29 protein-coding genes are annotated in these 26025 nt (G+C 64.3%); 14 read left to right on the forward strand and 15 right to left on the reverse strand.

What is annotated here, in order from left to right; genetic code table 11:
- Positions 1–57: 57 nt before the first annotated feature.
- From QF092_RS10265 to QF092_RS10280, 4 genes are all read right to left on the reverse strand, one after another.
- On the reverse strand, positions 58–2556 hold the full coding sequence (locus QF092_RS10265; protein WP_281463808.1) for a GcvT family protein: 2499 nt from the start codon (positions 2554–2556) through the stop codon (positions 58–60).
- Between the two features lie 237 nt (positions 2557–2793).
- A complete protein-coding gene (locus tag QF092_RS10270; RefSeq protein ID WP_281469911.1) occupies positions 2794–3585 on the reverse strand; it encodes an iron chelate uptake ABC transporter family permease subunit in 792 nt (263 codons plus the stop codon).
- Complete coding sequence (locus QF092_RS10275) at positions 3578–4348, reverse strand: ATP-binding cassette domain-containing protein (protein WP_281463809.1); 771 nt, start codon at positions 4346–4348, stop codon at positions 3578–3580. The genes QF092_RS10270 and QF092_RS10275 overlap by 8 nt, the downstream gene beginning before the upstream one ends.
- Before the next feature lie 2 nt (positions 4349–4350).
- Positions 4351–4872, reverse strand: a complete 522-nt coding sequence (locus QF092_RS10280) for a Fur family transcriptional regulator (RefSeq protein ID WP_281463810.1) — start codon at positions 4870–4872, stop codon at positions 4351–4353.
- A gap of 70 nt (positions 4873–4942) precedes the next feature.
- On the opposite strand from QF092_RS10280, the gene QF092_RS10285 reads away from it, so the two are divergent.
- Both QF092_RS10285 and QF092_RS10290 read left to right on the forward strand, forming a co-directional pair.
- Positions 4943–5905: a zinc ABC transporter substrate-binding protein gene (locus tag QF092_RS10285; RefSeq protein ID WP_281463811.1), complete on the forward strand. Its 963-nt coding sequence runs from the start codon at positions 4943–4945 to the stop codon at positions 5903–5905.
- Between the two features lie 56 nt (positions 5906–5961).
- The gene (locus tag QF092_RS10290) at positions 5962–6948 is read left to right on the forward strand and encodes an aldose epimerase family protein (RefSeq protein WP_281463812.1); all 987 of its coding nucleotides are present in this window, start codon (positions 5962–5964) and stop codon (positions 6946–6948) included.
- On the opposite strand, the gene QF092_RS10295 is transcribed toward QF092_RS10290, so the two are convergent.
- Complete coding sequence (locus QF092_RS10295; protein WP_281469913.1) at positions 6945–8192, reverse strand: urate hydroxylase PuuD; 1248 nt, start codon at positions 8190–8192, stop codon at positions 6945–6947. The genes QF092_RS10290 and QF092_RS10295 overlap by 4 nt on opposite strands.
- A gap of 124 nt (positions 8193–8316) precedes the next feature.
- On the opposite strand from QF092_RS10295, the gene QF092_RS10300 reads away from it, so the two are divergent.
- Genes QF092_RS10300 through QF092_RS10315 form a run of 4 tightly spaced genes read left to right on the forward strand, consistent with a single transcriptional unit; the run spans position 8317 to position 10623 of the window.
- Complete coding sequence (locus tag QF092_RS10300; protein WP_281463813.1) at positions 8317–9255, forward strand: LysR family transcriptional regulator; 939 nt, start codon at positions 8317–8319, stop codon at positions 9253–9255.
- Positions 9252–9926, forward strand: coding sequence for a hypothetical protein (locus QF092_RS10305; RefSeq protein ID WP_281463814.1), 675 nt, complete (start codon positions 9252–9254; stop codon positions 9924–9926). Before QF092_RS10300 ends, QF092_RS10305 begins: the two co-directional genes overlap by 4 nt.
- Before the next feature lie 56 nt (positions 9927–9982).
- Positions 9983–10195 (forward strand): FitA-like ribbon-helix-helix domain-containing protein, encoded by a 213-nt coding sequence (locus tag QF092_RS10310; protein WP_281463815.1) that lies wholly within the window; start codon positions 9983–9985, stop codon positions 10193–10195.
- Between the two features lie 2 nt (positions 10196–10197).
- Positions 10198–10623, forward strand: coding sequence for a PIN domain-containing protein (locus tag QF092_RS10315; protein WP_281463816.1), 426 nt, complete (start codon positions 10198–10200; stop codon positions 10621–10623).
- Here QF092_RS10315 and uraH read toward each other — a convergent pair.
- On the reverse strand, positions 10608–10967 hold the full coding sequence (gene uraH, locus QF092_RS10320) for a hydroxyisourate hydrolase (RefSeq protein ID WP_281463817.1): 360 nt from the start codon (positions 10965–10967) through the stop codon (positions 10608–10610). The two genes, QF092_RS10315 and uraH, sit on opposite strands and share 16 nt — an antisense overlap.
- Positions 10968–11122: 155 nt before the next feature.
- On the opposite strand from uraH, the gene puuE reads away from it, so the two are divergent.
- From puuE to QF092_RS10335, 3 genes are all read left to right on the forward strand, one after another.
- Positions 11123–12538 carry an allantoinase PuuE gene (gene puuE, locus QF092_RS10325; protein WP_281463818.1) on the forward strand — a complete coding sequence of 472 codons (1416 nt, stop codon included), beginning with the start codon at positions 11123–11125 and terminating at the stop codon, positions 12536–12538.
- The gene (locus tag QF092_RS10330; protein WP_281463819.1) at positions 12535–13377 is read left to right on the forward strand and encodes a bifunctional allantoicase/(S)-ureidoglycine aminohydrolase; all 843 of its coding nucleotides are present in this window, start codon (positions 12535–12537) and stop codon (positions 13375–13377) included. Before puuE ends, QF092_RS10330 begins: the two co-directional genes overlap by 4 nt.
- A 98-nt stretch (positions 13378–13475) precedes the next feature.
- A complete protein-coding gene (locus QF092_RS10335; RefSeq protein WP_281463820.1) occupies positions 13476–13949 on the forward strand; it encodes an ureidoglycolate lyase in 474 nt (157 codons plus the stop codon).
- 5 nt (positions 13950–13954) lie between these two features.
- Here the strand turns inward: QF092_RS10335 and QF092_RS10340 are convergent, their stop codons facing one another.
- The 5 genes from QF092_RS10340 to bhcA all read right to left on the reverse strand — a co-directional run bounded on the left by QF092_RS10340 (position 13955) and on the right by bhcA (position 19564).
- Positions 13955–14929, reverse strand: coding sequence for a type I glyceraldehyde-3-phosphate dehydrogenase (locus QF092_RS10340; RefSeq protein WP_281463821.1), 975 nt, complete (start codon positions 14927–14929; stop codon positions 13955–13957).
- Positions 14930–15131: 202 nt separating this feature from the next.
- Complete coding sequence (gene bhcD / locus QF092_RS10345; protein WP_281463822.1) at positions 15132–16091, reverse strand: iminosuccinate reductase BhcD; 960 nt, start codon at positions 16089–16091, stop codon at positions 15132–15134.
- 72 nt (positions 16092–16163) lie between these two features.
- Entirely contained in the window at positions 16164–17327 is a 1164-nt protein-coding gene (gene bhcC / locus QF092_RS10350) for a 3-hydroxy-D-aspartate aldolase BhcC (RefSeq protein WP_281463823.1), read from the reverse strand.
- A 4-nt stretch (positions 17328–17331) separates the two neighbouring features.
- Positions 17332–18315 (reverse strand): beta-hydroxyaspartate dehydratase BhcB, encoded by a 984-nt coding sequence (gene bhcB, locus QF092_RS10355; RefSeq protein WP_420026453.1) that lies wholly within the window; start codon positions 18313–18315, stop codon positions 17332–17334.
- Between the two features lie 58 nt (positions 18316–18373).
- Complete coding sequence (gene bhcA / locus QF092_RS10360) at positions 18374–19564, reverse strand: L-aspartate--glyoxylate aminotransferase BhcA (protein ID WP_281463824.1); 1191 nt, start codon at positions 19562–19564, stop codon at positions 18374–18376.
- Positions 19565–19715: 151 nt separating this feature from the next.
- On the opposite strand from bhcA, the gene bhcR reads away from it, so the two are divergent.
- Positions 19716–20531 carry an HTH-type transcriptional regulator BhcR gene (gene bhcR, locus QF092_RS10365; protein ID WP_281463825.1) on the forward strand — a complete coding sequence of 272 codons (816 nt, stop codon included), beginning with the start codon at positions 19716–19718 and terminating at the stop codon, positions 20529–20531.
- 144 nt (positions 20532–20675) lie between these two features.
- On the opposite strand, the gene QF092_RS10370 is transcribed toward bhcR, so the two are convergent.
- Positions 20676–21848 carry a MalY/PatB family protein gene (locus QF092_RS10370; protein WP_281463826.1) on the reverse strand — a complete coding sequence of 391 codons (1173 nt, stop codon included), beginning with the start codon at positions 21846–21848 and terminating at the stop codon, positions 20676–20678.
- A 222-nt stretch (positions 21849–22070) separates the two neighbouring features.
- On the opposite strand from QF092_RS10370, the gene def (QF092_RS10375) reads away from it, so the two are divergent.
- The 4 genes from def (QF092_RS10375) to QF092_RS10390 are packed head-to-tail and all read left to right on the forward strand — an operon-like array spanning position 22071 to position 24268.
- Positions 22071–22595 carry a peptide deformylase gene (gene def, locus QF092_RS10375; RefSeq protein WP_281463827.1) on the forward strand — a complete coding sequence of 175 codons (525 nt, stop codon included), beginning with the start codon at positions 22071–22073 and terminating at the stop codon, positions 22593–22595.
- The gene (gene def, locus QF092_RS10380; protein WP_281463828.1) at positions 22592–23095 is read left to right on the forward strand and encodes a peptide deformylase; all 504 of its coding nucleotides are present in this window, start codon (positions 22592–22594) and stop codon (positions 23093–23095) included. The genes def (QF092_RS10375) and def (QF092_RS10380) overlap by 4 nt, the downstream gene beginning before the upstream one ends.
- Positions 23092–23988: a methionyl-tRNA formyltransferase gene (gene fmt / locus QF092_RS10385; RefSeq protein WP_281463829.1), complete on the forward strand. Its 897-nt coding sequence runs from the start codon at positions 23092–23094 to the stop codon at positions 23986–23988. Before def (QF092_RS10380) ends, fmt begins: the two co-directional genes overlap by 4 nt.
- 43 nt (positions 23989–24031) lie before the next feature.
- Positions 24032–24268, forward strand: coding sequence for a GlsB/YeaQ/YmgE family stress response membrane protein (locus QF092_RS10390; RefSeq protein WP_281463830.1), 237 nt, complete (start codon positions 24032–24034; stop codon positions 24266–24268).
- A 25-nt stretch (positions 24269–24293) separates the two neighbouring features.
- Here QF092_RS10390 and QF092_RS10395 read toward each other — a convergent pair whose 3' ends face one another.
- The 3 genes from QF092_RS10395 to rnhA all read right to left on the reverse strand — a co-directional run bounded on the left by QF092_RS10395 (position 24294) and on the right by rnhA (position 25970).
- On the reverse strand, positions 24294–24776 hold the full coding sequence (locus tag QF092_RS10395) for a transcriptional regulator (protein ID WP_281463831.1): 483 nt from the start codon (positions 24774–24776) through the stop codon (positions 24294–24296).
- 61 nt (positions 24777–24837) lie between these two features.
- Complete coding sequence (locus QF092_RS10400) at positions 24838–25503, reverse strand: trimeric intracellular cation channel family protein (protein WP_281463832.1); 666 nt, start codon at positions 25501–25503, stop codon at positions 24838–24840.
- Entirely contained in the window at positions 25500–25970 is a 471-nt protein-coding gene (gene rnhA / locus QF092_RS10405) for a ribonuclease HI (protein WP_281463833.1), read from the reverse strand. The genes QF092_RS10400 and rnhA overlap by 4 nt, the downstream gene beginning before the upstream one ends.
- Positions 25971–26025 lie beyond the last annotated feature (55 nt).

The following is a 26025-nucleotide window of genomic DNA, read 5'->3' on the forward strand; positions in this document are numbered from 1 at the left end:
GAAAAGGGCACCGGACCTGCGCCCGATGCCCTTTTGCAATCCATGATATCCGCGGCGTCAGCCGTCGATGCGGATACGTGCGTTCTTGGGGTCGAATGGGCTGTCCTCGGTCACCACGGCATCCCATTCCTGCCGCAGCATCCTGACCTTCAGCTTCGTCCCAACTTCGGCCAGATCAGGGCGCACATATCCCATGCCGATCTGCTTGCCAAAGGCCACGGACCAACCACCCGAAGTCAGACGCCCGACTTTCTCGCCATCCAGAAGAAGCGCTTCCTTCCCCCACGGATCGGTGTCCGACGGCCCATCGATCAGCAGCGTCACGCATTTGCTGCGGATACCCGTCTCGATCATCTTGGCCTTGCCGCGGAACTCTTTCGACATGTCTACGAACCGATCCAGCGCCGCCTCCAGCGGCGTTGCATCCCGGCCTAGCTCATTACCGAAAGCGCGATAGGATTTTTCCTGCCGCAGCCAGTTCTGCGCCCGCGCACCGACAGGCTTTAGCCCGTGCTTCTCGCCAACCGACCAGATCAGGTTCCACAGATAACGGCCCATCTCCACCGGGTGATGCAATTCCCAGCCCAACTCGCCCGTATAGGCCACGCGCACCGCCCGCACCGGGCACATGCCCAATTCGATGTCACGATAGCTCAGCCACGGGAACCGCTTGTTGCCCAGCACAGTTTCGGGATCCGCATCCTTGACGATCTCTTTCAGGATCGCCCGGCTGTTCGGGCCTGCCAAAGCGAACACACCCCACTGCGTGGTGATGTCATGGATATCGACATATCCACCACCCTGCGCCACCCAATCCTCGGCTGATTTGATCAGGAAATCAGCGTCATAAGCCGTCCAAGCGCCCGCCGAGATCAGGTAATACTCGTTCTCTTTCAACCGGACGATCGTGTATTCCGTCCGCGTCGTGCCATGATCGGTCAGCGCATAAGTCAGGTTGATCCGGCCCACATTCGGCAACTTGTTGCAGGTAAACCAATCCAGAAAGGCCGTCGCCCCCGGCCCGCGCAGCAGGTGCTTGGTAAAGGCCGTGGCATCGATGATCCCCGCCGTGTTGCGGATCGCCTGCGCCTCGGCTTCGGCAAAGGGCCACCATGCTCCGCGCCGGAACGACCGGCTGTCATGATCAAAGGACGCGGGCGCATCCTTGGGGCCATAGTAGTTCGGCCGTTCCCAGCCGTTCACCTGCCCCATCTGCGCGCCCATGGCGATCTGGGCATCGTAGTTGGGCGCCGTGCGAAGCGGGCGGCAGGCCTCACGCTCTTCATCCGGGTGATGCAGGATGAAGACATGCTCATAGCACTCCTCATTCTTGCGCGCGGCATATTCGGTGGTCATCCAATTGCCGTAACGCTTGGGATCGAGGGAGGCCATGTCGATCTCGGCCTCGCCTTCGGTCATCATCTGGGCAAGGTAATAGCCCGTCCCGCCCGCCGCCGTGATCCCGAAGCTGAACCCTTCCGCGATCCACATATTGCGCAAGCCCGGCACGGGCCCGACCAGCGGGTTACCATCGGGGGTATAGCAGATGGGTCCGTTGTAATCGTCCTTCAGACCCACGGTTTCCGAAGACGGGATACGGTGGATCATCGACATATACTCCGCCTCGATCCGTTCCAGATCCAGCGGGAACAGGTCGGCACGGAACGACTGCGGCACGTCATACAGGAACCGCGCCGGGGCGTTCCTTTCATAAGGACCAAGGATCCAGCCGCCACGTTCTTCACGGACATACCACTTGGCATCCGCATCACGCAGAACCGGATGCTGCGGGTTGGTCTTGCGCCACTCCACCAGCGCCGGGTCCGGTTCGGTGACGATATACTGATGCTCCACCGGGATGGCGGGGATCTTGATGCCCAGCAGGCGCGCGGTGCGCTGCGCATGATTGCCCGTTGCCGTCACCACATGTTCGGCATGGATGTCGTATTTCTCTTCCGTCGGCACCAGATTGCCGCCCCGGTCTTCCATCTTGGTGACCGACACGATCCATTCGGATCCCGTCCAGCGATAGCCATCGACCTGAATCTTCCGCTCGATCGTCGCGCCCAACTGCCGCGCGCCCTTGGCCATGGCCTGCGTCACGTCCGCCGGATTGATATATCCGTCCTGCGGGTGATAAAGCGCCCCCACCAGATCCTCCGTCCGCACCAGCGGCCAGCGATCCTTAATCTCTTTGGGCGTCAGGAATTCGTGATAAACCCCGGCGGTTTCAGCGACCGAGGAATAGAGCATATACTCATCCATCCGCTCTTGCCGCTGGGCCATCCGCAGATTGCCCACCACGTAAAAGCCGGGGTTCAGCCCCGTCTCGGCCTCCAGCCCCTTGTAGAAATCGACGCTGTACTTGTGAATATGCGTGGTCGCATAGCTCATGTTGAACAACGGCAGCAGGCCGGCCGCGTGCCATGTGGACCCGGCGGTCAATTCGTCCCGCTCTACCAGCATCGTGTCCCAACCGGCCTTGGCAAGGTGGTAGGCGATGCCGTTCCCGACGGCACCGCCGCCGACGACAAGGGCTTTGACATGGGTCTTCATGGGACGACTCCGCGGATGGGTGTTTTGCACCCTATCTGCCCGAACCTGCGCAAACCGGGCAAGACAACCCGACCCTTGGCAGACAAAAGCGACATGGCTGTAAAATGCGCGACCTGCGCCGGATGGCAGGCCCCCGGGGGTGTCACACCCCGTCCGCCATCGGCCCTTGAACCGATGGTGGGGCCGATGACGAACCCCGTGCAGTATTTTCAGACAGAAAATGAAGAGGGTTCTGCCCTAACGCCGCCCCACCCGCCCGAACAAGGCCGACAGCGCGAACAAAACCGCCGCCGCCGCGATGATCGACGGCCCCGCGGGCGTGTCCTGCCACAGCGATAACTGCAACCCTGCCAGCGCCGCCCCCGCGCCGATGACGACCGCGATCACCGCCATCGCCTCGGGCGTCCGTGCAAGCCCCCGCGCCGCCGCCGCCGGGATGATCAGCATGGCGGCGATCAACAACGCCCCCACCACCTTGATCGCCACCGCCACCACCACGGCCAAGGCCAACGTCAGCACCAACCGCTCCCGCGCCGGGTTCAGACCCGACGCATGGGCCAGATCCTCGTTCAACGTCGATGTCAGCAAGCCCTGCCACCGCCATATCAAAAGGCCAAGCACCAGCGCAGCGCCGCCCCAGACCAGCGCCAGATCCCCCCGCGTCACGGCAAGGATGTCGCCAAACAGCCATGCCGACAGGTCCGTCCGCGCGCCAGGAACAAAGCTCACCGCCACCAACCCGAAGGCCAGCGCCGAATGCGCCAGAACCCCCAACGTCGTGTCCATCGCCCAGCCCCGCGCTGCCAGTGTGGCTACGGTAAAGGCCATGGCCAAAGCTACGACCAGCGTCCCGAATGTCACTGGCAGATCGGCCGCCAGCGCCAGCGCAACGCCAAGGATCGCCGCGTGGGACGTCGCATCCCCGAAATAGGCCATCCGTCGCCACACCACGAAAGATCCCAGAGGCCCCGTCGCCAGCGACAGCCCCACCCCGGCCAGCGCCGCGCGGATCAGGAAATCGTCAAGCATGATGATGGTCATGGTGATGATGCGCATGCCCATGCGCATGCCCCTCGCCATCATCATGGCTGTGGTCATGCACATGCTGATAGAGCGCCAGCGCGCCTTGCGTGCCCAACCCGAACAGCGCGCGATATTCCGGCGCGGTGGATACCACCCTTGGCGTCCCCTCACAGCAGATATGCCCGTTCAGGCAGATCACCCGATCCGACGCCGCCATCACCACATGCAGGTCATGGCTTACCATCAGGACAGCAACCCCCGTCTCACGCCGCACCTCTTCGATCAGGCGGTAAAAGGCCGCTTCGCCGGGCTGATCCAAACCCTGCGTCGGCTCATCCAGTATAAGAATATCGGGCTTTGACAGCAGCGCCCGCGCCAGCAGCACGCGCTGAAACTGCCCACCCGACAGATCGGCCATCTGCCGCCCCGCCACTTCGGGCAGGCCCACGCGGGCCAGTGCCGCCGCCGCCTCTGCATCCCCAACCCGGCGCGGCAGCGACAGGAACCGCCGCACCGTCATCGGCATGGTCCGATCAATGGCCAGCCGTTGCGGCACATAGCCCACAACCAGCCCCGGCCTTTGTCTAACCTGCCCCCCGCTGACTGGCACGATCCCCAGCAAAGCCCGCAGCAGCGTCGACTTCCCCGATCCGTTCGGACCAAGGATCGTGACGATCTCTCCCGGCTGCACCGACAGGCTGACATCCGTCAGCACCGGATGCGCCTCCAGCATCACCGAAAGCCGCTCGGCCCCGATCAGCGCGCCCATTCTCATGCCCCCCGGCAGGCGGGGCACAGGCCCAGCGCCTCGATATTCGACCGCTCCACCGTAAAGCCCAGCCCTGCCGCCGCCACTTCCAGCGCCGCGCGCACGGGGGCAGCCGGGGCCTCGGCCACATGGTTGCACTCACGGCAGATCAGGAAGACCGGCGCATGATCCTCGCCCGGATGCATGCAGGCGGCAAAGGCGTTCAGCCGCCGGATGCGATGCGCCAACCCGTTTTCCACCAGAAAATCCAGCGCGCGATAGGCCACCGGCGGCTGGTTCCCGAACCCTTCCGCCGCCAACCGCTGCAACACGTCATAGGCCCCCAGCGCGCGGTGTTCCTCCAGCAAAATCTCCAACACCCGCCGCCGCACTGGCGTCAGCCGCGCCCCTTGTGCAAGCGCCAGCGCCTCGGCCCGCGCCATCACATCATCCGCGCAATGGCTGTGATCATGCTGCGCAAAAGCCACCTGCGGCGGCGCGGCGCAACCGGGGCAGGCATCGGAATGATCATGCTCATGCGCCATGCGGGCCTCTTGACATGTTATCTTATAACATACATAGGCCCAGAAGCACTGCACAGGAAGGGCCATCCCGATGCGTTATATCATCTCCTCCGCCTTTGCCACCCTCGCCGCCACCCTTCCCGCACTGGCCGAAGCGCCGCGCGTCGTCACCGATATCCATCCCGTGCATTCCCTCGTCGCGCAGGTGATGGGTGATCTGGGCAAGCCAGAGCTTCTTCTGGAACGCGGCGCGTCAGAGCATGACTTCCAACTTCGCCCGTCACAGGCGGCGGGTCTTGTCGAGGCCGATCTCATCGTCTGGATCGGGCCAGAGCTTACTCCATGGCTTGGCCGCGCGCTTGACGGGCTGGGGGAAGACGCGGCCAAGCTTGGGCTTCTGACCGTGCCGGGGACGACGACACAGGAGTTCTCCGAAGACGGCGCGCATACGGGGCACGACCATGACCATGACCATGACCATGACCACGAAGAAACCGCCAAAGCCGCCGATGAACACGACCACAGCCATGACGGCCTTGATCCGCATGCCTGGCTTGATCCGGCCAATGCGCAGGTCTGGCTGACCGCGATTGCCGCCGAACTTGGCCGGATCGACCCCGCCAATGCAGCCACCTACACCGCCAACGCCAAGGCCGCCACTAAAGAGATCGCCGCGCTGGACAGCGAACTCGCCACCACCCTCGCGCCGCTCAAGGGCAAGCCCATCGTCGTCTATCATGACGCCTACGGCTATCTGGCTGCCCATTACGGCCTTGATATCTTTGGCTCCATCGCCTTGGGCGATGCCACCGCCCCCGGCGCGGCGCGCCTTGCCGAATTGCGCGATGGCGTGGCAGCAGGCACGCCTGTCTGCCTTTTTCCCGAAGCGCAGTATGACACTGCCCTTGTCGAACAGATTGCCGAAGGCACCGGGGCCCGCATCGGCGGCGCGCTTGATCCCAACGGGTCGATGCAAGATCCGGGTCCGGGCGCCTATGCGGCCCTTCTGCGATCCTTGGCGCAGACCATGGTCGATTGCGTTCAGACCTCTTGACGGCTTGACCCCCGCGCCTTCCGAAGTCACGACTTGGGTTGGCAGGGGGACAGCGAATGACGGATCGGCAACTGGGCATCGCGCCCTTCGGAAAAACCGCGCAGGGCGAGGCGGTGCAGCGCATCACCCTTGGCCGCGACGGGTTAACCGTCTCGATCCTTACCTTCGGATCGGTGCTACAAGGTGTCTGGCTGGAAGGTGCGGCCCGCAACCTGACCCTCGGCTCAGATAGGCTGTCGAATTACGAAGGCGGCATGCGTTATCACGGCTCGCTCATCGGGCCGGTGGTCAACCGCTTCACCAATGCGCGCGCGACCATCGCCGGGCAAGACCTGCAGTTCGAGGCAAATCAGGACGGCAAGCATTGCCTCCATTCCGGCAGCGCAGGCACGCATCTCAAGGTCTGGCGCCTGGCCGAGGTGACAGAAGACAGCCTCCGCCTTGAACTTGACCTCCCCGATGGCGAGGGCGGCTTTCCCGGCAACCGCCGCGTCACCGCCGCATGGCAAGTCGACGGGGCCAGCCTGCATTTGCAGGTCCATGCCTCGACCGATCGGGCCACGCCCATGAATTTTGCCAATCATAGTTATTGGAACCTCGACGGCGCGCCCACATGGTCAGGCCATCGCTTGATGATCGCCGCAGACCACTACCTTCCCACAACCCCCGACTTCACGCCAACAGGCGAAATCCGCGCCGTCGACAACACGCCGATGGATTTCCGCAAGGCCCGGCGGATCGAACTGGGCACCGATCTTTTCGACAATTGTTACGTCCTCGGCACTGCACCGGGTGAACTGCGCGAGGCGCTTCGCCTGACCGGGCAAACCGGCATTGGCCTCGTCGTCTCTACCACCGATCCCGGCGTGCAGGTCTATGACGGGCGCAACGCCCTTCGCCCCGGTCACGGCCCGCATGAAGGTTTCGCGATCGAGGCGCAGAACTGGCCCGACGCGCCCAATCACCCGGGCTTTCCCTCTATCACGCTGGAACCGGGGCAGAACTACCGCCAGCACACCGTCTGGCGCTTTACCCGCGACTAGCCGTCGATCCCGCCCGTCCCCGCCGCGCGAAACCACTGCACGATGGCCGCCCGCTCCTCCGGCTCCATATAGCTCAGGTTGCCGGGCGGCATGGCATGCGACAGCCCCGCCTGCATATAGATGCGCCGCGCCTCATGCGCGATCTGGGCGGGCGTCTCCAGCACAACCCCCTTGGGCGGCCAATACATGCCCTCCCAAACCGGTTCCGCCGCATGGCACATGGAACAGCGGCCTTGCACGATGCCCACCACATCCTCAAACCCGCTGGCCGAGGCATAGGTCAAAGCCGTCCCCGAAAGCTGCGCCCCCGCCTCGTCTCCCGCCGCCGCAACCTTCATCGGCGCGGTCGACAGCCACGCGATGATCAGGAAAAGCACCACCGTCGCAGCCCAAGTCCAATGCGGGCTGCCCTTCCGGGCATGCTGCGTGTTGAACCAATGCCGGATCGTCACCCCCATCAGGAACACCAGCGACGCGATCAGCCAGTTATATTCCGTCGCAAAGACCAAGGGGTAATGGTTCGACAGCATCAGGAACAACACAGGCAGCGTCAGATAATTGTTATGCGTGCTGCGTTGCTTGGCGATCTTGCCATATTTTGGGTCCGGGCTGCGTCCCGCCTTCAGGTCCGCCACCACGATCTTCTGATTGGGGATGATGACCATGAACACATTGGCCGACATGATCGTCGCTGTGAACGCCCCCAGATGCAGCAGGGCTGCGCGCCCAGAAAAAACCTGCGTATAGCCCCACGCCATCGCCACCAGCAGCACAAACAGCGCCACCATCAACCCGGTCTGGTTCGCGTTCACAAAGACCCGGCACAGCGTGTTATAGGCCAGCCACCCAAAAGCCAGCGAGGCCACCGAGATTGCCACCGCTTGCCACACCTCCAACTCCATCACCGTGGGGTCGATCAGGAAAAGGTCCGCGCCAAGGTAATAGACAAGCACCAGCATGGCGAAACCCGAAAGCCATGTCGCATAACTTTCCCATTTGAACCACGTCAGATGTTCGGGCAGCCGCTCAGGCGCCACCAGATATTTCTGGATATGGTAAAACCCGCCGCCATGAACCTGCCATTCTTCCCCATGCGCCAGTTCCGGCATGCCGGGGGCCTTTCGCAGGCCAAGGTCCAGCGCGATGAAATAGAAGGACGATCCGATCCACGCAATGGCCGTGATCACATGCGTCCAGCGCGCCGCGATCTCCACCCATTCCCACAGCACGGCCCAATCATAAATGCCTTCCATCGGCACGGCTCCCCTTCTTCTTTTGACGGCAGGCTATACCGCCCCGCATTCCCCTGTTAATCCTTCAAATGCCCAATCACTTTCAAATCCCGGCAAAGAATGGGGCGCGGCGGCGATGTCCTATGTGAACAACATCAGAATGTTCGTGCGTGTCTATGAATTGGGCAGCATGAGTGCGGCCGCACGCGATCAGCGCTGCTCGCCCGCCGTCGCCTCGGCCCGCATTTCCGAATTGGAAAAGCATCTCGGCGTCCGCCTTTTCAACCGCACCACCCGCAGCCTGCAACCCACTGAAAACGGACGTATCTTCTATGATGGCGCGCGCCGCGTGCTGGACACGATAGACGAGGCCGAGGCCGCCGTGATGGACGTCACGCAAAACCCGCGCGGCACCCTCTTCATCGCGGCACCCTTGGGCATCGGGCGGCGCTTCATCGCGCCCCATGTCCCGGCCTTCAAGGATCTTTACCCCCAAATCGACCTGCGCCTTCGCCTGTCGGATCGCGTGATCGACGTCACCGCCGAAGGGTTGGATATCGCCTTCCATCTTGGCCATCTGGAGGATTCGACCCTCAAAGTCCGCCTCATCGCCGATTGCCCCCGCATCCTCTGCGCCGCCCCGGCCTATATCTCCCGCCGCGGCATGCCCGCCGATGGCGCGGCGCTGGTGCAGGATCGGCATGATTGCCTCAACCTCCGCTTTCCAGGGGCCAAGGAATTCCAATGGACCTTGCAAACCCCCGAAGGCCCCCGCCGCTTTGAAATCGCGGGCCCCTACGAATCCGATGATGGCGATGTGCTGACGGGATGGGCGCTTGATGGCCACGGGATCGTCCTGAAACCGATCTTCGAAGTGGCCGAACATCTGAAAGACGGCCGTCTTCTGCCCGTCGCCACCGCAACGCCACCACTGCCCACTCAGCTGTCCGTCCTGTCCCAGCACCGCCGCCTAAAGGACCCAAAGGTCCGCCTTTTCACCGATTACATCGTCGCCCGTATCAAGGCAGACATGGCTGCCCGCATGGCCGGATTGCCCAGCCTTTCCACCGCATGACCCTGACAACCCTGATCGACGCGCCGCCGTGGCGCGTGGACTTGGCCCCGGGCACAGGGTCCGACCTCATCTTCGCCTTCTCCAGCATCGGCCATGACCCGACGCGCCCGCCTTCACCGGAATTCGTGGCCTCCAGCCGCGCGAAAGGACGCCGCGCGGTTTTCTTCATGGATGCCTCCCGCAGCTGGGGCCTTGACCCCGCCTTCCCGGAAATCCTCCACCACGCTCTTGGCGCTTCGGGCCCCGCCCATCGTCGCCTAGCCATCGGCTCTTCGATGGGCGCGGCCATGGCCCTTCGTGCCGCCGCGCACATCCCTCTCGACGCGATCATCGCCATCGGCCCACAATCGCGCCTCGACGATCCCCGCTGGCAGCACTGGACCACCCGCCTAAAAGATCCCGGCCCGCCGCCCCTGACCCCAGGCCCTTGGACGATCCTCCTCCACGCCCTCGACGATGACCGCGATCAGGCGCTTGCCTTTCCCGAACCCCCCGGCACCGACCATATCCTCTTCCCCGGCCTCATCCATTCCCGTCTCGGCCCGTATCTAAAGGAACGCGGCCTCCTCTCCGGCCTTATCGACGCCGCCCTGACCCGCGATCGACGCCGCCTTCTGCGCATCACCACCGCCGCAGGTGGGGTGCAACGCCGCAAAGGTATGCCCGCCTAAGATATCGACGATATCAGCCGTAACCCCAGTCAAGACGACGTGGGAGTCCGGCCACCATGGCAAGCATCATCATCCGCAACCTCGAAGAGGACGTGAAGGCCCGCCTAAAGCTGCGCGCCGCCACCCATGGCCGCTCGATGGAGGAAGAGGCCCGCGACATCCTCCGGCTTGCCGTTGGCGCAACCGACCCGCGCGCCGATCTCGGCATCGCCATCGCCGCCCGCTTCGCCGATCTGGGTGAACCCCTGCCGTTGCTTGATCGGGGTTGACGATGATCCTCCTCGACACGCCGATCCTGTCATCGCTGATGGCACCCGACCCCGACCCGCGCCTTTTCCGCTGGTTTGCGCGCCATCCCGCCTCCCTCCTGCACATCTCCACCGTGACCGAGGCAGAGCTTCTCGCCGCCGCTGCCCGCCTCCCCGAAGGCAAGCGTCAGCGCAGCATCGCCCAGATCGACGCCATGGTCGGTGAAGATTTCGCAGGCCGCGTCCTCCCACTGGACAGCGCCGCCGCCCGCGATCTTGCCGCCATCCTTGCCCGCAGCAGCCGCGCCGGTATCCGCCTGCCCATGGCCTGCGCCCAAAACGCCGCCATCGCCCGCGCCAATGGCGCGCGGCTGGCCACCCTCACCCCCGATATCTACGCCCCTCTCGGCATCGATTGGATCGACCCTCTCGCTCAGGACCCCCGATAGGTCGAATAGGCAAAGGGCGAAATCAAAAGCGGCACATGATAATGCTGCCCCGCATCCGGCACGCCGAACCGGATCGGGATCTGGTCCAGAAACAGCACGCCCTCGCCCGCCTGCCCCGTTTCCCGCAGATAGTCCCCCGCGAAGAAAACCAGCTCATAGGTCCCTTCGCTGAACTCCTTCCCGATCAGCATTGGCGCTTCCGTCCGCCCATCGGCATTCGTGACGGTCTCGGCGATCTTGCGATGGGAATTCCCGCTCACCCGGTAAAGCGCGATCTTCACCCCTGCCGCAGGCTTGCCCCGCGCCGTATCCAGAACATGGGTCGTCAACCGTCCACCGCTCATGCGATCCTCCTGCCTTGCGTGCCCAATCCTAAACCGATCCCATCGCCATGTGCGACTGGATCAGCCTCGGATAGGTCTTTCAGGCATTTTTTGATAAACACCGCCCCGCTTCCCGCCTAAGCTTTGGCCAGCACAGCACAATCGGGAACACCACCGTGAACCGCTACCCGCGCGACTTTCGGGGCCACGGCCCCACCCCACCCGACGCGAAATGGCCGGGGGGGGCGAAGATCGCCATCTCCCTTGTCCTCAATTACGAAGAAGGGGGCGAAAACAACCTCCTGCACGGCGACGCGCAATCCGAGGCCTTCTTGTCCGACATCGCCGGGGCCCAACCTTGGCCGGGCATGCGGCACTGGAACATGGAATCGCTTTACGATTACGGCGCACGCGCGGGTTTCTGGCGGTTGCACCGCCTCTTCACCGAGCGCGGCCTTCCCGTCACGATCTATGGCGTCACCTCGGCCCTTGCCCGCAACCCCGAACAGGTCGCCGCCATGAAGTCGGCAGGGTGGGAGATCGCCTCCCACGGCCTGAAATGGGTCGATCACCGCGACATGCCCGAAGATGCCGAACGCGCCCAGATCGCCGAATCCTTCCGCCTGCATGAGGAAGTCGTTGGGGCCCCCCCACGCGGCTGGTACACGGGCCGCTGCTCCATGAACACCGTGCGGCTCACGGCAGAAACTGCCCGCCTCGACTGGATTTCAGATACCTATGACGACGACCTGCCCTATTGGCTGGAACTCGGCGACCGCGACCAACTCGTCATCCCCTACACGTTAGAGGCCAACGATATGCGCTTCGCCACCGCTCCGGGCTATATTGAGGGCGAGCAGTTCTTCACCTACCTGCGCGACAGCTTCGATACCCTCTATGCCGAAGGTCTTGATGGACGCGCCAAGATGTTCTCCATCGGCCTGCACTGCCGCCTGATCGGACGGCCGGGCAAGATTGCCGGACTGAAACGCTTCCTCGATTACGCGCAAGAGCATGATGGCGTCTGGTTCGCCCGCCGTATCGATATCGCGCGCCATTGGGCCGCCACGCATCCCCACCGCCGCATCGAACGCCCTTCGCAAATGACCCGCGAAAGGTTTGTCACCCGCTTCGGCGGCATTTTCGAACATTCCCCATGGATCGCCGAAGGCGCCTGGTCGCTCGAACTCGGCCCCGCGCATGATTGCGCCACAGGCCTGCACAACGCGCTGACCCGCATCTTCCGCAGCGCACCACGCGATCAGCGCCTCGCCGTCCTGCGCGCTCACCCCGACCTTGCCGGAAAACTCGCCGCTGCCAAACGCCTGACGCCCGAATCCACCGCCGAACAGGCCAGTGCCGCGCTTGATGCACTGACCGATGACGAACGCACACGGTTTCAGCGCCTCAACGCCGATTACGTTGCCACGCACGGCTTCCCCTTCATCATCGCCGTGCGCGACAACACCAAGGCCTCCATCCTGCAGGCCTTTGAAACCCGCATCGGCAATGACAGCGACACCGAGTTCGCCACCGCCTGCGCACAGGTCGAACGCATCGCCGAACTCCGCCTCAAGGACATCCTGCCATGACCGGCTATTACGCCCCCAAGGGCGGCCTTCCGCCGCAAACCGCCCTGATGACAGGCCGTGCCATCTTCACCACGGCCTATGCCTTCCTGCCCAAGGGCGTCTTCTCCGACATCGTGACCTCCTACCTCCCCGGCTGGACGAAAACCCGCCTCTGGCTGATCGCGCGACCCATGACCGGCTTTTCCGAAACCTTCAGCCAATATGTGATGGAGGTCGCCCCCGGCGGCGGCTCGGACGCGCCCGATCCCGAAACAGGGGCAGAACATTGGCTCTTCTTCACCCACGGCCTCGCCACCCTGACAATCGGTGATCAGGCAGCCGAGGTAGAGGCCGGCTCCTACGCCTATATCCCCCCCGGCACGCCGTGGAAACTCCTTGCCGAAGGCGCGGAACCCACCCGCTTCCACTGGCTGCGCAAACTCTATGAACCCGCCCCCGGCATCGCCCCGCCCGACCCTATCCTCATCAACGAACGCGATCTCGCCCCGATCCCGATGCCGGATACCGAAGGCCGCTGGGCCACCACCCGCTTTGCCGATCCCACCGACCTGCGCCACGACGCCCATGTGAACATCGTCACCTTCCAACCGGGCGGCGTGATCCCGTTCGAGGAAACCCATGTCATGGAACACGGGCTCTTCGTCCTTGAAGGCAAGGCCGTCTACAAGCTCAATACCGATTGGGTCGAGGTGGAGGCAGGCGATTTCATGTGGCTCCGCGCCTTTTGCCCGCAGGCCTGCTATGCCGCAGGTCCGGGTCCCTTCCGCTACCTCCTCTACAAGGACGTCAACCGCCACGCCAAACTCCGCGGCCCCGGCGCTTTCGGACCAACCCGCTGACCGAACCGCCTTCCACCTGCACATTTTCTGTCGGAAAACATCCTGCGGGTGTCCGGGGAGTCAAAACCCCCGGTCCGAAGCCAAACAGAAGGCACGCCATGCGTCAGATCCAAACCGAACCGCTCACCGCCACGGCCTTCGCTCCCTTTGGCGATGTGCTTGATGCGTCTGGCGACTTCCGCCTCATCAACGCAGGCCTCTGCCGCCGCCACCATGACCGTGGCGTGCTCGACTTTGGCTTGGACGGTCGCGCAGGCATTTCCATCTTCAAGGCCGAACCCCGCGCGCTTCCCTACGCCTTCGACCTCATCGAATGCCACCCCGACGGATCACAGGCCTTTCTGCCAATGACCGCCGACCCCTTCCTCGTCATCGTGGCCGAAAGCCCCGCGCATGCCCCGCGCGCCTTCCTCACCGATGGCAGGCAGGGGATCAACTTGCATCGCGGCACCTGGCATGGCGTGCTCACCCCCCTGCACCCCCCTGGCCTCTTCGCCGTGGTGGATCGCATCGGTCCCACCCCGAACCTGCAAGAGCACCGCTATCCCACCCCATGGACCGTGGTCGCCTGAGGCGATCACCCCATCAGCCGCGCCACATCCAGCATGCGGTTGGAAAAGCCCCATTCATTGTCATACCAGCCAAACACGCGCAGCATCCCCCCGCCCGTGACCCGCGTCTCGGGGCAGGCCATCACGATGCTCTCCGGCCGCGCACGCAGATCGGTCGAAACCAGCGGCCGATCCGTCGCCCCAATCACGCCGCCCGCCGCACGCAAGACTGCATTCACCTCCTCAGCCGTCACCTTCCGCGCCGTCATCACCGCAAGGTCCACGCAGGAAACCGAGGCCGTCGGCACCCTTACCGCTGACCCCTCGATCCGCCCCGCGATCTGCGGCAAGACCACATCCAGCAATCGGCTGGCCGAGGTTGTCGTCGGCACCATCGACAGGGCCGCCGCCCGCGACCGCGGATAATCCGCCGCCGGCGCATCCACCGTGGGTTGGCTGCCAGTATAGCAATGGATCGTCGTCATCGACCCCGTCACCACGCCCCAATGATCGTCGATCAACCGCGCCAAAGGTGCCAACGCATTTGTGGTGCATGAAGCATTCGACACCACCGCCTGCCCCGCCAGCACCCCCTCATTGGCCCCCAGCACCACCGTCACATCGGCGGCCCGCGACGGCCCCGACACCAGCACCCGCCGTGCCCCCGCGCGCAGGCCCCGCTCGGCCACATCCCTCGCATCGGCGCGGCCCGTGCATTCCATCACCACATCCACCCCCGCCAGCGAGAGCGTCGCCACATCCGGTGTCCGATGCAGCGGGATTACCCGCCCATCCACCACCAGCGCGCCGGGTTCCAAAGTGACGGTCCCGCGCCAAGGCCCGAAGACGCTGTCATATTCAAAGAGATAGGCACACATCTCCGCCCCGGCGATGTCGTTGATGCCCACAATCTCCAGCCCCGGCCAGCGCGCCGGGGTCTGCAAGGCCGCCCGCAGCACCGACCGCCCGATCCGCCCAAACCCGTTGATGAAGACGCGCATGTGACCAAGCCTCCCCGCCCGATGCGCCAGACAGACCACGCCCCCGCAGGGGGTTCAATGCCTGTAATGAAATATGATCAAAAGCGGAGTGGGCCGCAAACTCAGGAACGGTTCCTGACACAGGAACCGCCACCGGACGTCGCGCCACCCGTGCCCCGATTTCTGCGTGCAGAAATCGTCACGAAATCTGCGACAGATTTCGCTAGACCGACACCTCCACCCCCAGCCCGCGCTCCCGCGCGCGCTGTACGGCCACCGCCGCCACCGCAAGGTCCTGCAACCCAACACCCGTCCCGTCAAACAGCGTGATCTCCGCTTCCGACCGCCGCCCGGCATCCGCACCCGTCAGCACCGCCCCAAGCGGCACGATATCGGCATCCGATACCATCCCCGCCGCCACCGCATGCTGCGCCTCGCCGATGCTCACCGATTGCGCCACCTCGTCGGTGAAAAGCCGCGCCTTGCCAACCAGCGCAGGCTGAACTTCCTGCTTGCCTTTCGTATCGGTCCCCATGCAGGCCAGATGCGTTCCCGGCGACACATGCGCCGCCATCAGCGATGCCGCTGGCGACGATGTGATCGTGATGATGGCCTCCGCCTCCACCATCCGCTCCAACCCCACCGCCTCGAAAGGCAGCCCCAGTTCCGCGGCCACCTCCGCAAGTTTCGGCAGCATCTCGGGATGCAGGTTCCACGCGATCACGCGCTCCCACTTCCGCACCCGCACCGCCGCGCGCAGCTGGAACCCCGCCTGATGCCCCGCCCCCACGATGCCCAGAACCCGCGCATCCTTCCGCGCCAGACGGTCGATGGACAAAGCCGAAGCCGCCGCCGTCCGCAGCGCGGTCAGAAGGTTGCCCCCGACCATCGCCACAGGCCGCCCCGTATCGGGGTCAAAGAGATAGACCGTCGACTGATGGTTGGTGATCCCACGCGCCATATTGCCGGGGAAATACCCCCCCGCCTTGACGCCCAACATCCCCCCCGCCCGGTCAAGACCCGACTTGAACCCGTATTGCCGCCCTTCACCCAGCGCCTCGCGCACCACGGGAAAGTTATAGGCCTCGCCCCGCGCCATCGCGGCAAAGGTGGCGGCCACGGCCTCATAGGCATCCTCAGGCGAAACGAGGTCGGCGATCAGCGCCTCGGGAACGATCAGCATCGCATATCCTTGCAGGGTAACTTCATTCCGTGGCGCGCGGGGGGAGGCAACGCCCCCCGCACCCCCTTTTCCTCAATAGGCTTTGCCGCGGGCCGAGACGGGCCAGACCACCTCGACCTTGCCGTTCCGCACACCCACATACCAATCGTGGACGTTGCAGGTGGGATCGCAATGCCCCGGCACCAGCCGCAGCTTGTCATTCACCTTCAACACGCCTTCCGGATCATCGATCACGCCATGCTCGTCGCTGCACTTGATGTATTTCACATCCGTCCGGCCAAAGATCACCGGCAGCCCGCTATCCACCGACTGGGCCTTCAGCCCCGCATCGCAGATCGCCCGATCCGCCTTGGCATGGCTCATGACCGAGGTCAGGATGAACAGCGCATTCTCCCATTCCCCCTGATCGATCCGCTTGCCGTCCTTGTCCAGGATGCGTCCGTAATCCGCATCCATAAAGGCATAGGACCCACATTGCAGCTCGTTATAGACCCCTGAATTCCCTTCGAAATAATAGGATCCCGTGCCGCCGCCGCCGACGATGTCGCATTCAAGGCCCTCACCTTTCAACGCCTCGACCGCGTCGCGCACCATGGCCACCGCGATGTCGATCTTGGCCTTGCGGTCCTCATAGCGGTCCATGTGCTGCATCGCACCCTGATAGGCCTGAATGCCCGCGAATTTCAGCCCCGGCGCCGCATCAATGGCCTTGGCCAGGTCCACCACAGCGGGCGTCGTCGTCACGCCACAACGCCCCGCGCCGCAGTCAATCTCCACCAGACATTCGATGGTCGTCCCATGCTTCACCGCCGCCGCCGACAGGTCGGCCACATTGGCCAGATCATCGACGCAGCAGATCGCCCGCGCGCCCAATTTCGGGATACGCGCCAGACGGTCGATCTTGGCCGGATCGCGCACCTGATTGCTGACCAGCACATCCTTGATCCCGCCCCGCGCAAAGACCTCGGCCTCGCTCACCTTCTGGCAGCAGACGCCAATGGACCCGCCCAACCGTTCCTGCAACAGCGCCACATCCACCGATTTATGCATTTTCCCATGCACCCGGTGCCGCACGCCCATTTCGCGGGCAAAGCGCCCCATCTTCTCGATGTTCCGCTCCAGCGCATCCAGATCCAGCACAAGGCAAGGCGTCTGGATGTCCTTCTCATCCATCCCCGGCAGCGCTGGGATGTCATAGCCCACTTCCAACCCGTCCAGTTTCACCTGCGCGTTCATATCCTTACCCTTTCATCCAAGGCAGCTTGTCCAGATCCACATTCCCGCCGGTCAGGATCACCCCGACCCGCTTGCCCCGGAACCGATCCGGGTTCTTCAGGATCACCGCCAGCGGCACCGAACAGCTGGCCTCGATCACGATTTTCATCCGCTTCCAATGCAGCTTCATCGCCTCGACGATCTCATCCTCCGTCGCAGTCAGCACGTCGGTCGCGTAGGTCTTCACAAAATGCCATGTCAGTTCCTTGAGCGGCACCTTCAACCCGTCCGCCACCGTATCCGGCGCGTCATCGGCGATGATATGCCCCGCCCGGAAACTGCGCGCCGCGTCATCGGCATTCACGGGTTCGGCAGCGAAAATCTCCACCTGCGGCGCAATGGCCGACAGCGTCAGGCAGGTGCCGGAAATCATCCCACCCCCACCGATGGGCGCCACCACAGCATCCAGCCCGTCCACCTGCTCCATCAACTCGCGCGAACAGGTGCCCTGTCCCGCAATCACGCGCGGGTCGTTATAGGGATGCACGAAATCCGCTCCCGTCCGCGCCTGCACTTCGGCAAACACCGCCTCACGGCTGCTGGTCGACGGTTCGCATTCCACGATCACTCCGCCATAGCCTCGCACCGCATCCTTCTTGGCCTGCGGTGCCGTCCGCGGCATCACCACCGTGCAAGGAATGCCCCGCCGCCCCGCCGCATAGGACAGAGACAGCGCATGGTTCCCGCTCGAATGCGTGGCAACACCCCGCTCCAGTTGATCGTCCCGCAGGCCAAAGACGGCATTCGACGCCCCCCGCACCTTGAACGCCCCGGCCTTCTGGAAGTTCTCGCATTTAAAGAAAAGCTCCGCCCCCGTCAGCTCGTTCAGGAAGCTGGAGGTCAGAACCGGCGTCCGATGGATATAAGGCGCGATCCGCGCATGGGCCGCCAGCACATCGTCATAAGTCGGTATCACCATCTCCACCATGTCGCGCAACGCCGCCTCCATTTTCTGTCTGAAAATATCCCGTTGGGCCGGGGGCTTGCCCCCGGTCCCACGGGTTCCATCATTCCGCCGCCATCGCCATCGGCACCGCCGACCCGCGATAGAAATCCGCCGCCGCCGCCACGCCCGATCCCAGCCGCACGTTCCAGCCCAGATCGGCCATGCACATCTCCGCCGTGGCAAGGCCACCCAGCACCATCACATCCGTCAACATCCCCAGATGCCCGATGCGGAACACTTTGCCCGCCACTTCGCCCAGCCCCACACCGAAAGCCACGCCATACTTTTCCGCGGCCAGCTTCACGAGGTCGGTGCCATTGCACCCCGCAGGCACCACCACCGCCGTCACCGTCTCGGAATAAAGGTCGGGCGAGGCCGCGCAGGGCCGCATTCCCCAAGCCGCCACCGCGCGCCGCACCCCTTCGGCCAGCCGCGCATGCCGGGCATAGACCGCCTCCAGCCCCTCGTCCTCCAGCATCTCGATGGATTTCGCGAGCCCCGCGATCAACCCCACCGATGGCGTGTAGGGATAGCCTCCCCCGGCATAGCTTTTCAGCATGTCGCGGAAGTCGAAAAAGGTCCGCGGCAGCCGTGCCCCGTCCATCGCCGCCAGCGCCTTGTCCGACACCCCAAGGATCGCCAGCCCGGCAGGCAGCATGAATCCCTTCTGGCTGCCCGCCACGGCGATATCCACGCCCCAAGCGGCCATCTCGAATGGCATCGACCCAATCGACGACACGCCGTCGACAAAAAGCATCGCCTCATGCCCCGCCGCATCCATCGCGCGCCGGATGCCCGCAATATCCGACCGAACCCCCGTCGCCGTCTCGTTATGCGTGGCCAGCACCGCCTTGATCCGTCCGCCCGTATCGGCGCGCAACGCCGCCTCGATGGCCGCCACAGGCGCACCCTGCCCCCAAGGCGTTTCGATGATCTCCACCTCCAGCCCATGGCGCTGGCACAAATCGATCCAGCGATGGCTGAACATCCCGAACCGCGCCGCCAACACCCGGTCACCGGGCGACAGCGTGTTGCTAATCGCGGCTTCCCAGCCACCCGTCCCGGTCGACGGCAGGATGATCACCTCACCCCCCGCCATCCCCAGCACGCGCCGGACCCCCGCCACCGCCGGACGGAACAGCTTGCCAAAGGCCGCTGACCGATGATCCAGCGTAGGCATGTCACAGGCCTTGCGAATCTCCTCTGGAATATTCGTCGGGCCGGGAATGAAGACGGGATTCTGGAAGGACATGGCGACCACCTCTCTTGGGCATGGCGGCACCCTACGCCCTCCCTCGCCGCATCACAATTTTTTCGAAAACATTTTTCAACAAACGAAAAATGCTCTATCCTCTTTCCAAATCAGAGACTTGCGCTTTTTCACCCCAAACGGACCCGCTCAAATGCCCACAAAACCTCGCGGCCGCCCCAAGGCCTTCCACGACAAGACCGACCAAAACACGGTGCAGGCACTCGACCGCGCGCTTGGCCTGCTCTCCACCCTTGCCAATCATCCGGGCCTCACGCTGTCGGAACTCGCCGAAACCTCCGGTCAGGCCGTCGCCACGGTCTACCGCGCCCTCATCACGCTGCAATCCCACGGGATGGTCGAATCCGAAGACCCCGCTCAGGTCTGGCATATCGGCCCGGGTGCCTTCCGCGTGGGTTCCGCCTTCCTGCGCCGGACCAAGGTCGTCGAACGCGCCCGCGCCGCGATGGATGCCTTGATGCGGGACACGGGCGAAACCGCAAATCTCGGGGTCGAGGTGGGGGATGAGGTCCTCTTCCTCTCCCAAGTCGAAACCCATCAGGCCATCCGTGCTTTCTTCCCCCCCGGCACCATTGCGCCCATGCATGTCTCTGGCATCGGCAAGGCCCTGCTCGCTTGGTATCCGGAAGAGAAGGTGAAAGGTATCCTTGCCCGCAAGGGGTTGGAACGCTTCACCACCCTCACCCACACTTCCGAAACCGCCCTCCTGCGCGATCTGTCCCGCACGCGCGACCGTGGCTTCGCCATCGATGATCAGGAACGCGCCGAAGGCATGCGCTGCGTCGCCGCCCCCATCTTCAACGCCCATGGCGAACCCGTCGCGGGCCTCTCGGTCAGCGGCCCGGCCTTCCGCATGGGCCTCTCAGATGCGACGCGCCTCGGCGCCCTCGTCCGCGCCGCAGCAGACAAGGTGACCGAAGCCACGGGTGGTCAGCAGCCCACGCCCTAAGCCCTTCATCTTGGCAATAAATACTCGCGGGGGAGGGCGCGCAAAGCGCGTCCGGGGGCGGCAGCCCCCCTCCCTTCTGACGGGGCGAAGTCCCCGGCAGAAGGGCAAAGGAATGCCGCGGCACGCGGCGCCGCTCAATAACCGCTATTGCAGATCGCGGAACGCCGCCTGCATGCGCTCCACCGCCTCCACCACCATCGCGCGCGGGGCAGCGATGTTGAACCGCAGGAAGGTCTCTCCCCCCGGCCCAAAGCTCGCGCCATGATTGGTGGCAATCCGCGCCTCCTTCTCCACCCGCCCGATGAATTCCGCAGGTGCCATCCCGGTGCCCGAAAAATCCAGCCATGCCAGATAGGTCGCCTCCAGCGGCATGGATCGCAGGCCCGGTATCCCCGCCATGCCCGCATCAAACACCCGCCGGTTCCCCTCCAGATAGGCCATCAGCGCATCCACCCACTCCGCCCCTTCGGGCGAATAGGCCGCCGTCGCCATATGCATCCCGAAACTATTGCCCGAAATGCCAAGGGCCATGATCTTCGCCGCAAACTTCGCCTTCAGCGCGGGGTCCGCGATGATCACATTCCCCGTATGGCTGCCCGCGATGTTGAAGGTCTTCGTCGTCGCGGTCATCATCACCAGACGGTCCGCAATCTCTGGCGCGGCCAGCGTCATCGGCACATGCCGCTGCCCCGGATAGACCAGATCATGGTGGATCTCGTCCGATACCAAAATCAGATCATGCCGCACGCAGAAATCGGCGACCCCGCGCAGCTCCGCCTCCGTCCAGACCCGCCCGCCCGGATTGTGGGGCGAGCAGAGGATGAACATCCGCTCCCGCCCCGTCATCAGCCCGTCCCAGGCGTCAAAATCCATCTCATAGCGCCCATCGACCAAGGCAAGCGGACAATCCCGCACCTCGCGCCCCGCCGCTTTGATCGTGCGGGCAAAGGCGTGATAGACAGGCGTCGTCAGCACGACCGCATCCCCGGGCGCGGTAAAGGCCTCAAGGCAAAGCCCCGTCCCGTTCACAAGACCATGCGTGGTAAAGATGTCCCCCGCCGCCACGTTCCAGCCATGGCGCGTCTTCATCCACCACTGGATCGCCTCCAGATAGGCGCGGTCATCCCCGAAATAGCCATAGATGCCATGCGCCGCCAACCGTTCTACCGCCTGCTGGACGATGGCGGGCGGCCGGAACTCCATATCCGCCACCCACATGGCAAGCCCCTCCGACGCCGGAACGCCGTAAAGCTTCTCCATCATGTCCCATTTCACGCAATGGGTGCCGATGCGGTTGATCGGGGTGTCAAAGTCCATATCCGCCCTCTGGTCCTGCTGCCGCAATCAGGAATATCAAGTCAGAACATACGTTCCAATCGGGAAATTGATGCCGATACAATGTTCTGCCCTCAACCATTTACCTAGCATTTTGTCCCACTTTTTTGCAAATTTTCAGAATACTATCCCAAATCATTCAGCAAACCCACCACCCCTGTCCCGCCATTGCACCCATAGGGCTTTTTCCGCTATCGACAGCACATGATCCGCCCCATCCTGATCCATCCCGACCCGCGCCTCAAGAAACTCTGCGACCCCGTCGCCGAGATCACACCCGACATGGGCAAACTGGCCGAAGACATGCTCCAGACGATGTATGATGCCCCCGGCATCGGCCTCGCCGCACCACAGGTCGGGATCACCAAACGCCTTATCGTCATGGATTGCGTCAAAGCTGAGAATGAGGCCCCCCGCCCCCTCGTCCTCTTCAACCCCGAAGTCACCTGGGCGTCCGAAGAGCTGTCGACCTATGACGAAGGCTGCCTCTCTATCCCCGATCAATATGCCGAAGTGCAGCGCCCAGCCGAGGTGCGCGTCCGCTGGATGGGTCTCGACGGCAAGTCGCAAGAGGAACAGTTCTCCGGTCTCTGGGCCACCTGCGTCCAGCACGAGATCGACCACCTGAACGGCAAACTCTTCATCGATTACTTGGGTCCGCTGAAACGCCAGCTCATCACCCGCAAGATGGAGAAACTGAAACGCGAACGCGCGCGGCAGGGCGGATGACGGTCCGCCCCTGCCTGCCATGGCCCCATCCGGCGCTAAAGACCCCCGCCGCGACGGTGGATGCCATCACGGATGACATCCGCGCCATCTGGGCCGACATGATCGACACGATGGATGCCATGCCCGGCTACGGCCTTGCCGCCGTGCAAATCGGCATTCCCTTGCGCCTCGCCGTCGTGGATTGCTCCGACGAACGCGGTCAGGCCATTCGCATGGCCAATCCCGAAATCCTCCATGCCAGCGTCCAACCCCGCACGCATGAGGAAGCCTCGCCCAACCTTCCCGGCGTCTCGGCCGTGATCGAACGCCCCCGCGCCGTCACCGTCCGCTTCCTGAACGAAAAGGGCGAAATGGAAGACCGCGACTTCGTCCATCTCTGGGCGACCTCGGTCCAGCATCAGATCGACCATCTGGCGGGCAAGATGTATTTCGACCATCTCTCCCCCCTGAAACGCAAAATGCTGATCGCCAAGGCGGAAAAGCTGCGGAGGCGTGGGTGAAAATCGTTTTCATGGGCACGCCGGACTTTTCCGTCCCCGTCCTTCAGGCCCTCGCCGCGCGGCACCAGATCGTTGCCGTCTACACCCAACCCCCGCGCCCCGCAGGCCGGGGCAAGGACCTGCGCCCCACCCCCGTCCATGCTGCCGCCGCTGCGCTGGGCCTTCCCGTCCGCCACCCCACAAGCCTGAAATCCCCAGAAGAACAGACGGCCTTCGCCGCGCTTGATGCCGATGTCGCCGTCGTTGTCGCCTATGGCCTGATCCTGCCGCAAGCCATCCTCGATGCCCCCCGCGCAGGCTGCCTCAACATCCACGCCTCGCTCCTGCCCCGCTGGCGTGGCGCGGCCCCCATCCACCGCGCCATCATGGCGGGCGATGCCGAAACCGGCATCTGCATCATGCAGATGGAAGCGGGCCTCGACACCGGCCCCGTCCTTCTGCGCGAGGCCACCCCAATCGGCCCCGAAGAAACCACCCAAGACCTGCATGACCGCCTGTCGCAGATCGGCGCGCGCCTGATCCTTCAGGCGCTCGACCGCTTGCCCACCCTCACCCCTGAACCACAGCCCACTGAGGGCGTCACCTACGCCGCCAAAATTGACAAGGCTGAGTCGCGAATTGATTGGTCCCGTCCCGCGGCCGAGATTGACCGCCAGATCCGCGCCCTTTCCCCCTTCCCCGGCGCATGGTGCATGGGCGGCACGGAACGGATCAAACTCCTCCGGTCCCGGCTTGCCAAAGGCTCAGGCACCCCCGGCACCGTCCTTCCCGGCCTGAGCATCGCCTGCGGCACAGGGGCCATCGCCATCACCCTTGCCCAGCGCGAGGGGAAAAAGGCCCAATCGCCGCAAGATTTTCTGAACGGCTTCTCCCTCCCCGACCGACTGGACTGACGGCACAACCTGCGCCACACTCTTCCGCAGATCGGAGGAACCCATGCCCGTCCTCATCCTCATTGTCATCGGGGCCGCCGCAGGCTTCCTCGCCACCCGCTTCATGCGCGTGCAGACCGACGTGCCCACCACCATCGCCATCGGCATCGGGGGCGCACTTGTGGGCTGGGGCATCCTTCGCTTTCTCGTCTCGGTCACCGGATGGGTCGCAGCCTTTGTCGGCGCCGTGCTAGGGGCGGTCCTCCTCATCTGGCTCTGGCAGAAATACGTCTCGCGCTGACCGTCTCGCGCTGACGGGCGTCGCGCTAACCGATCCGCTTCACCGCATCGCGCAACCGGAACCCCGCGCCCCCGGCACCGGACCAAAGCATCCGCCCCTGCCAGGCCGCAAAGATCATCGCCGCCGCCTCGGCCTTGCACCCGGCCTTGCGCGCAACCGACGCTTCCACCTCCGCGCGCCACGCCGCCGCCCGCGCCGCCACCACCTCATCCCCCAAGGACGCCCAGATCAGCGCCCCCCGCAGCGCAGCGCCCAGCGCCTTCAAAAACCCCTGCGCGCTGGCCTCTGCCGTATCTGCCGCGCGCGTCGCCGCCTCCACCCCGTCCCAACCATGGATCAGCGCCCCGCGCAGCATCCCCTCCCGGTCGCCATAGCGCTGCACCAAAGAGGGCGGCGCAAGGCCAACCGCCGCCGAGACCAGGCCAAAGGACACCTGCCCCCGCGCCTCCAACATCTCCAAGACGGCATCGAAAATAACGGCATCGGGAATGGAACGCGGTCGGGCCATGTCATATCCTGAACGATCATTCGCCAACCAGCCTGCGCCAGCCGCGCCCGCCGATCAACCCCTATCGCTTCGGCGATCCGGGCTTCGGCGGCCGCGCCCGATAGACCGGCAGACGCCAGCCGAACCCAAGGCTTCCCGCCCGCAGGACCAGCGTCACCCCCCCACAGGCCAGCAGCGCCTGCCACACCTCCACCCCGGCCAGACCCAGCAGCACCGCCACTCCCGCCCCGCAAAAGGCGCAGGTCACGTAAAGCTCGCCCTGCTTCAACACCAACGGCACTTCGTTGCAGACCACGTCTCGCATCAATCCGCCCATGCAGCCCGTGACCATTCCCATCACCAGCACGACAGGCCAGCCAAGACCTTCCGCAAAGGCCACCCCCACCCCCGCCGGCACCGCCACGGCAAGCGCCAGCGCATCCAGCCATTCAATCGCGCGATATCGGCTTTCCAGAAGATGCGCCCCGAAAAACACCAAAACCGCCGCCAAGGTCGCCACCGCCAGAAGCGCCGGGTCCCCGATCCAGACCGGCGGCCGCCCAAGGATCACATCCCTCAGCGTGCCCCCGCCCACCGCCGTCAGACAGGCGATGAAGATGAACCCCACGATATCCAGTTGCGAGCGGCTCGCCACCAAGGCCCCAGTCAGGGCAAAGACCGCGACCGAGGCATAATCCAGCACCGGAAGGATCGTCGCCACCGATGCCTCCAGCCCCGGTGCGATCATGCCTCACGCCCCTTCCCCGGCTTGTAGGGCGCCATTCCGGCGCGCGCCAAAGCATCGGCCCGCTCATTCTCCTCATGCCCGGCATGGCCCTTGATCCAGCGCCATTGCACCTTGTGCCGCGCCTGCGCCTGATCCAGCCGCTGCCACAACTCGGCATTCTTCACCGGGTCCTTCCCCGCCGTGCGCCAACCGTTCCGCTTCCAGCCATGGATCCATTCCGTCACGCCATTCTTCACATAGGCGCTGTCGGTCACCACCGTGATCTCGGACGGCTTCGCCAACGTCTCCAACGCCGAAATCGCCGCCAGCAATTCCATCCGGTTGTTCGTGGTCAGCGCCTCGCCCCCCGAAAGCTCGCGCTCCTTCACCACCGCATCGCCCTCGCGCGCGATCAACAACACGCCCCACCCCCCCGGCCCCGGATTGCCCGAACAGGCCCCATCGGTATAGGCGAATAGCTCTGGCATCGGCGGCTCCTTTTTCCCCCGTGTAGGCAGCGAGGCAGGGACCGTCAACGCAACG

Source organism: Fuscovulum ytuae (genome assembly GCF_029953595.1).
Lineage (GTDB): Bacteria > Pseudomonadota > Alphaproteobacteria > Rhodobacterales > Rhodobacteraceae > Paragemmobacter > Paragemmobacter ytuae.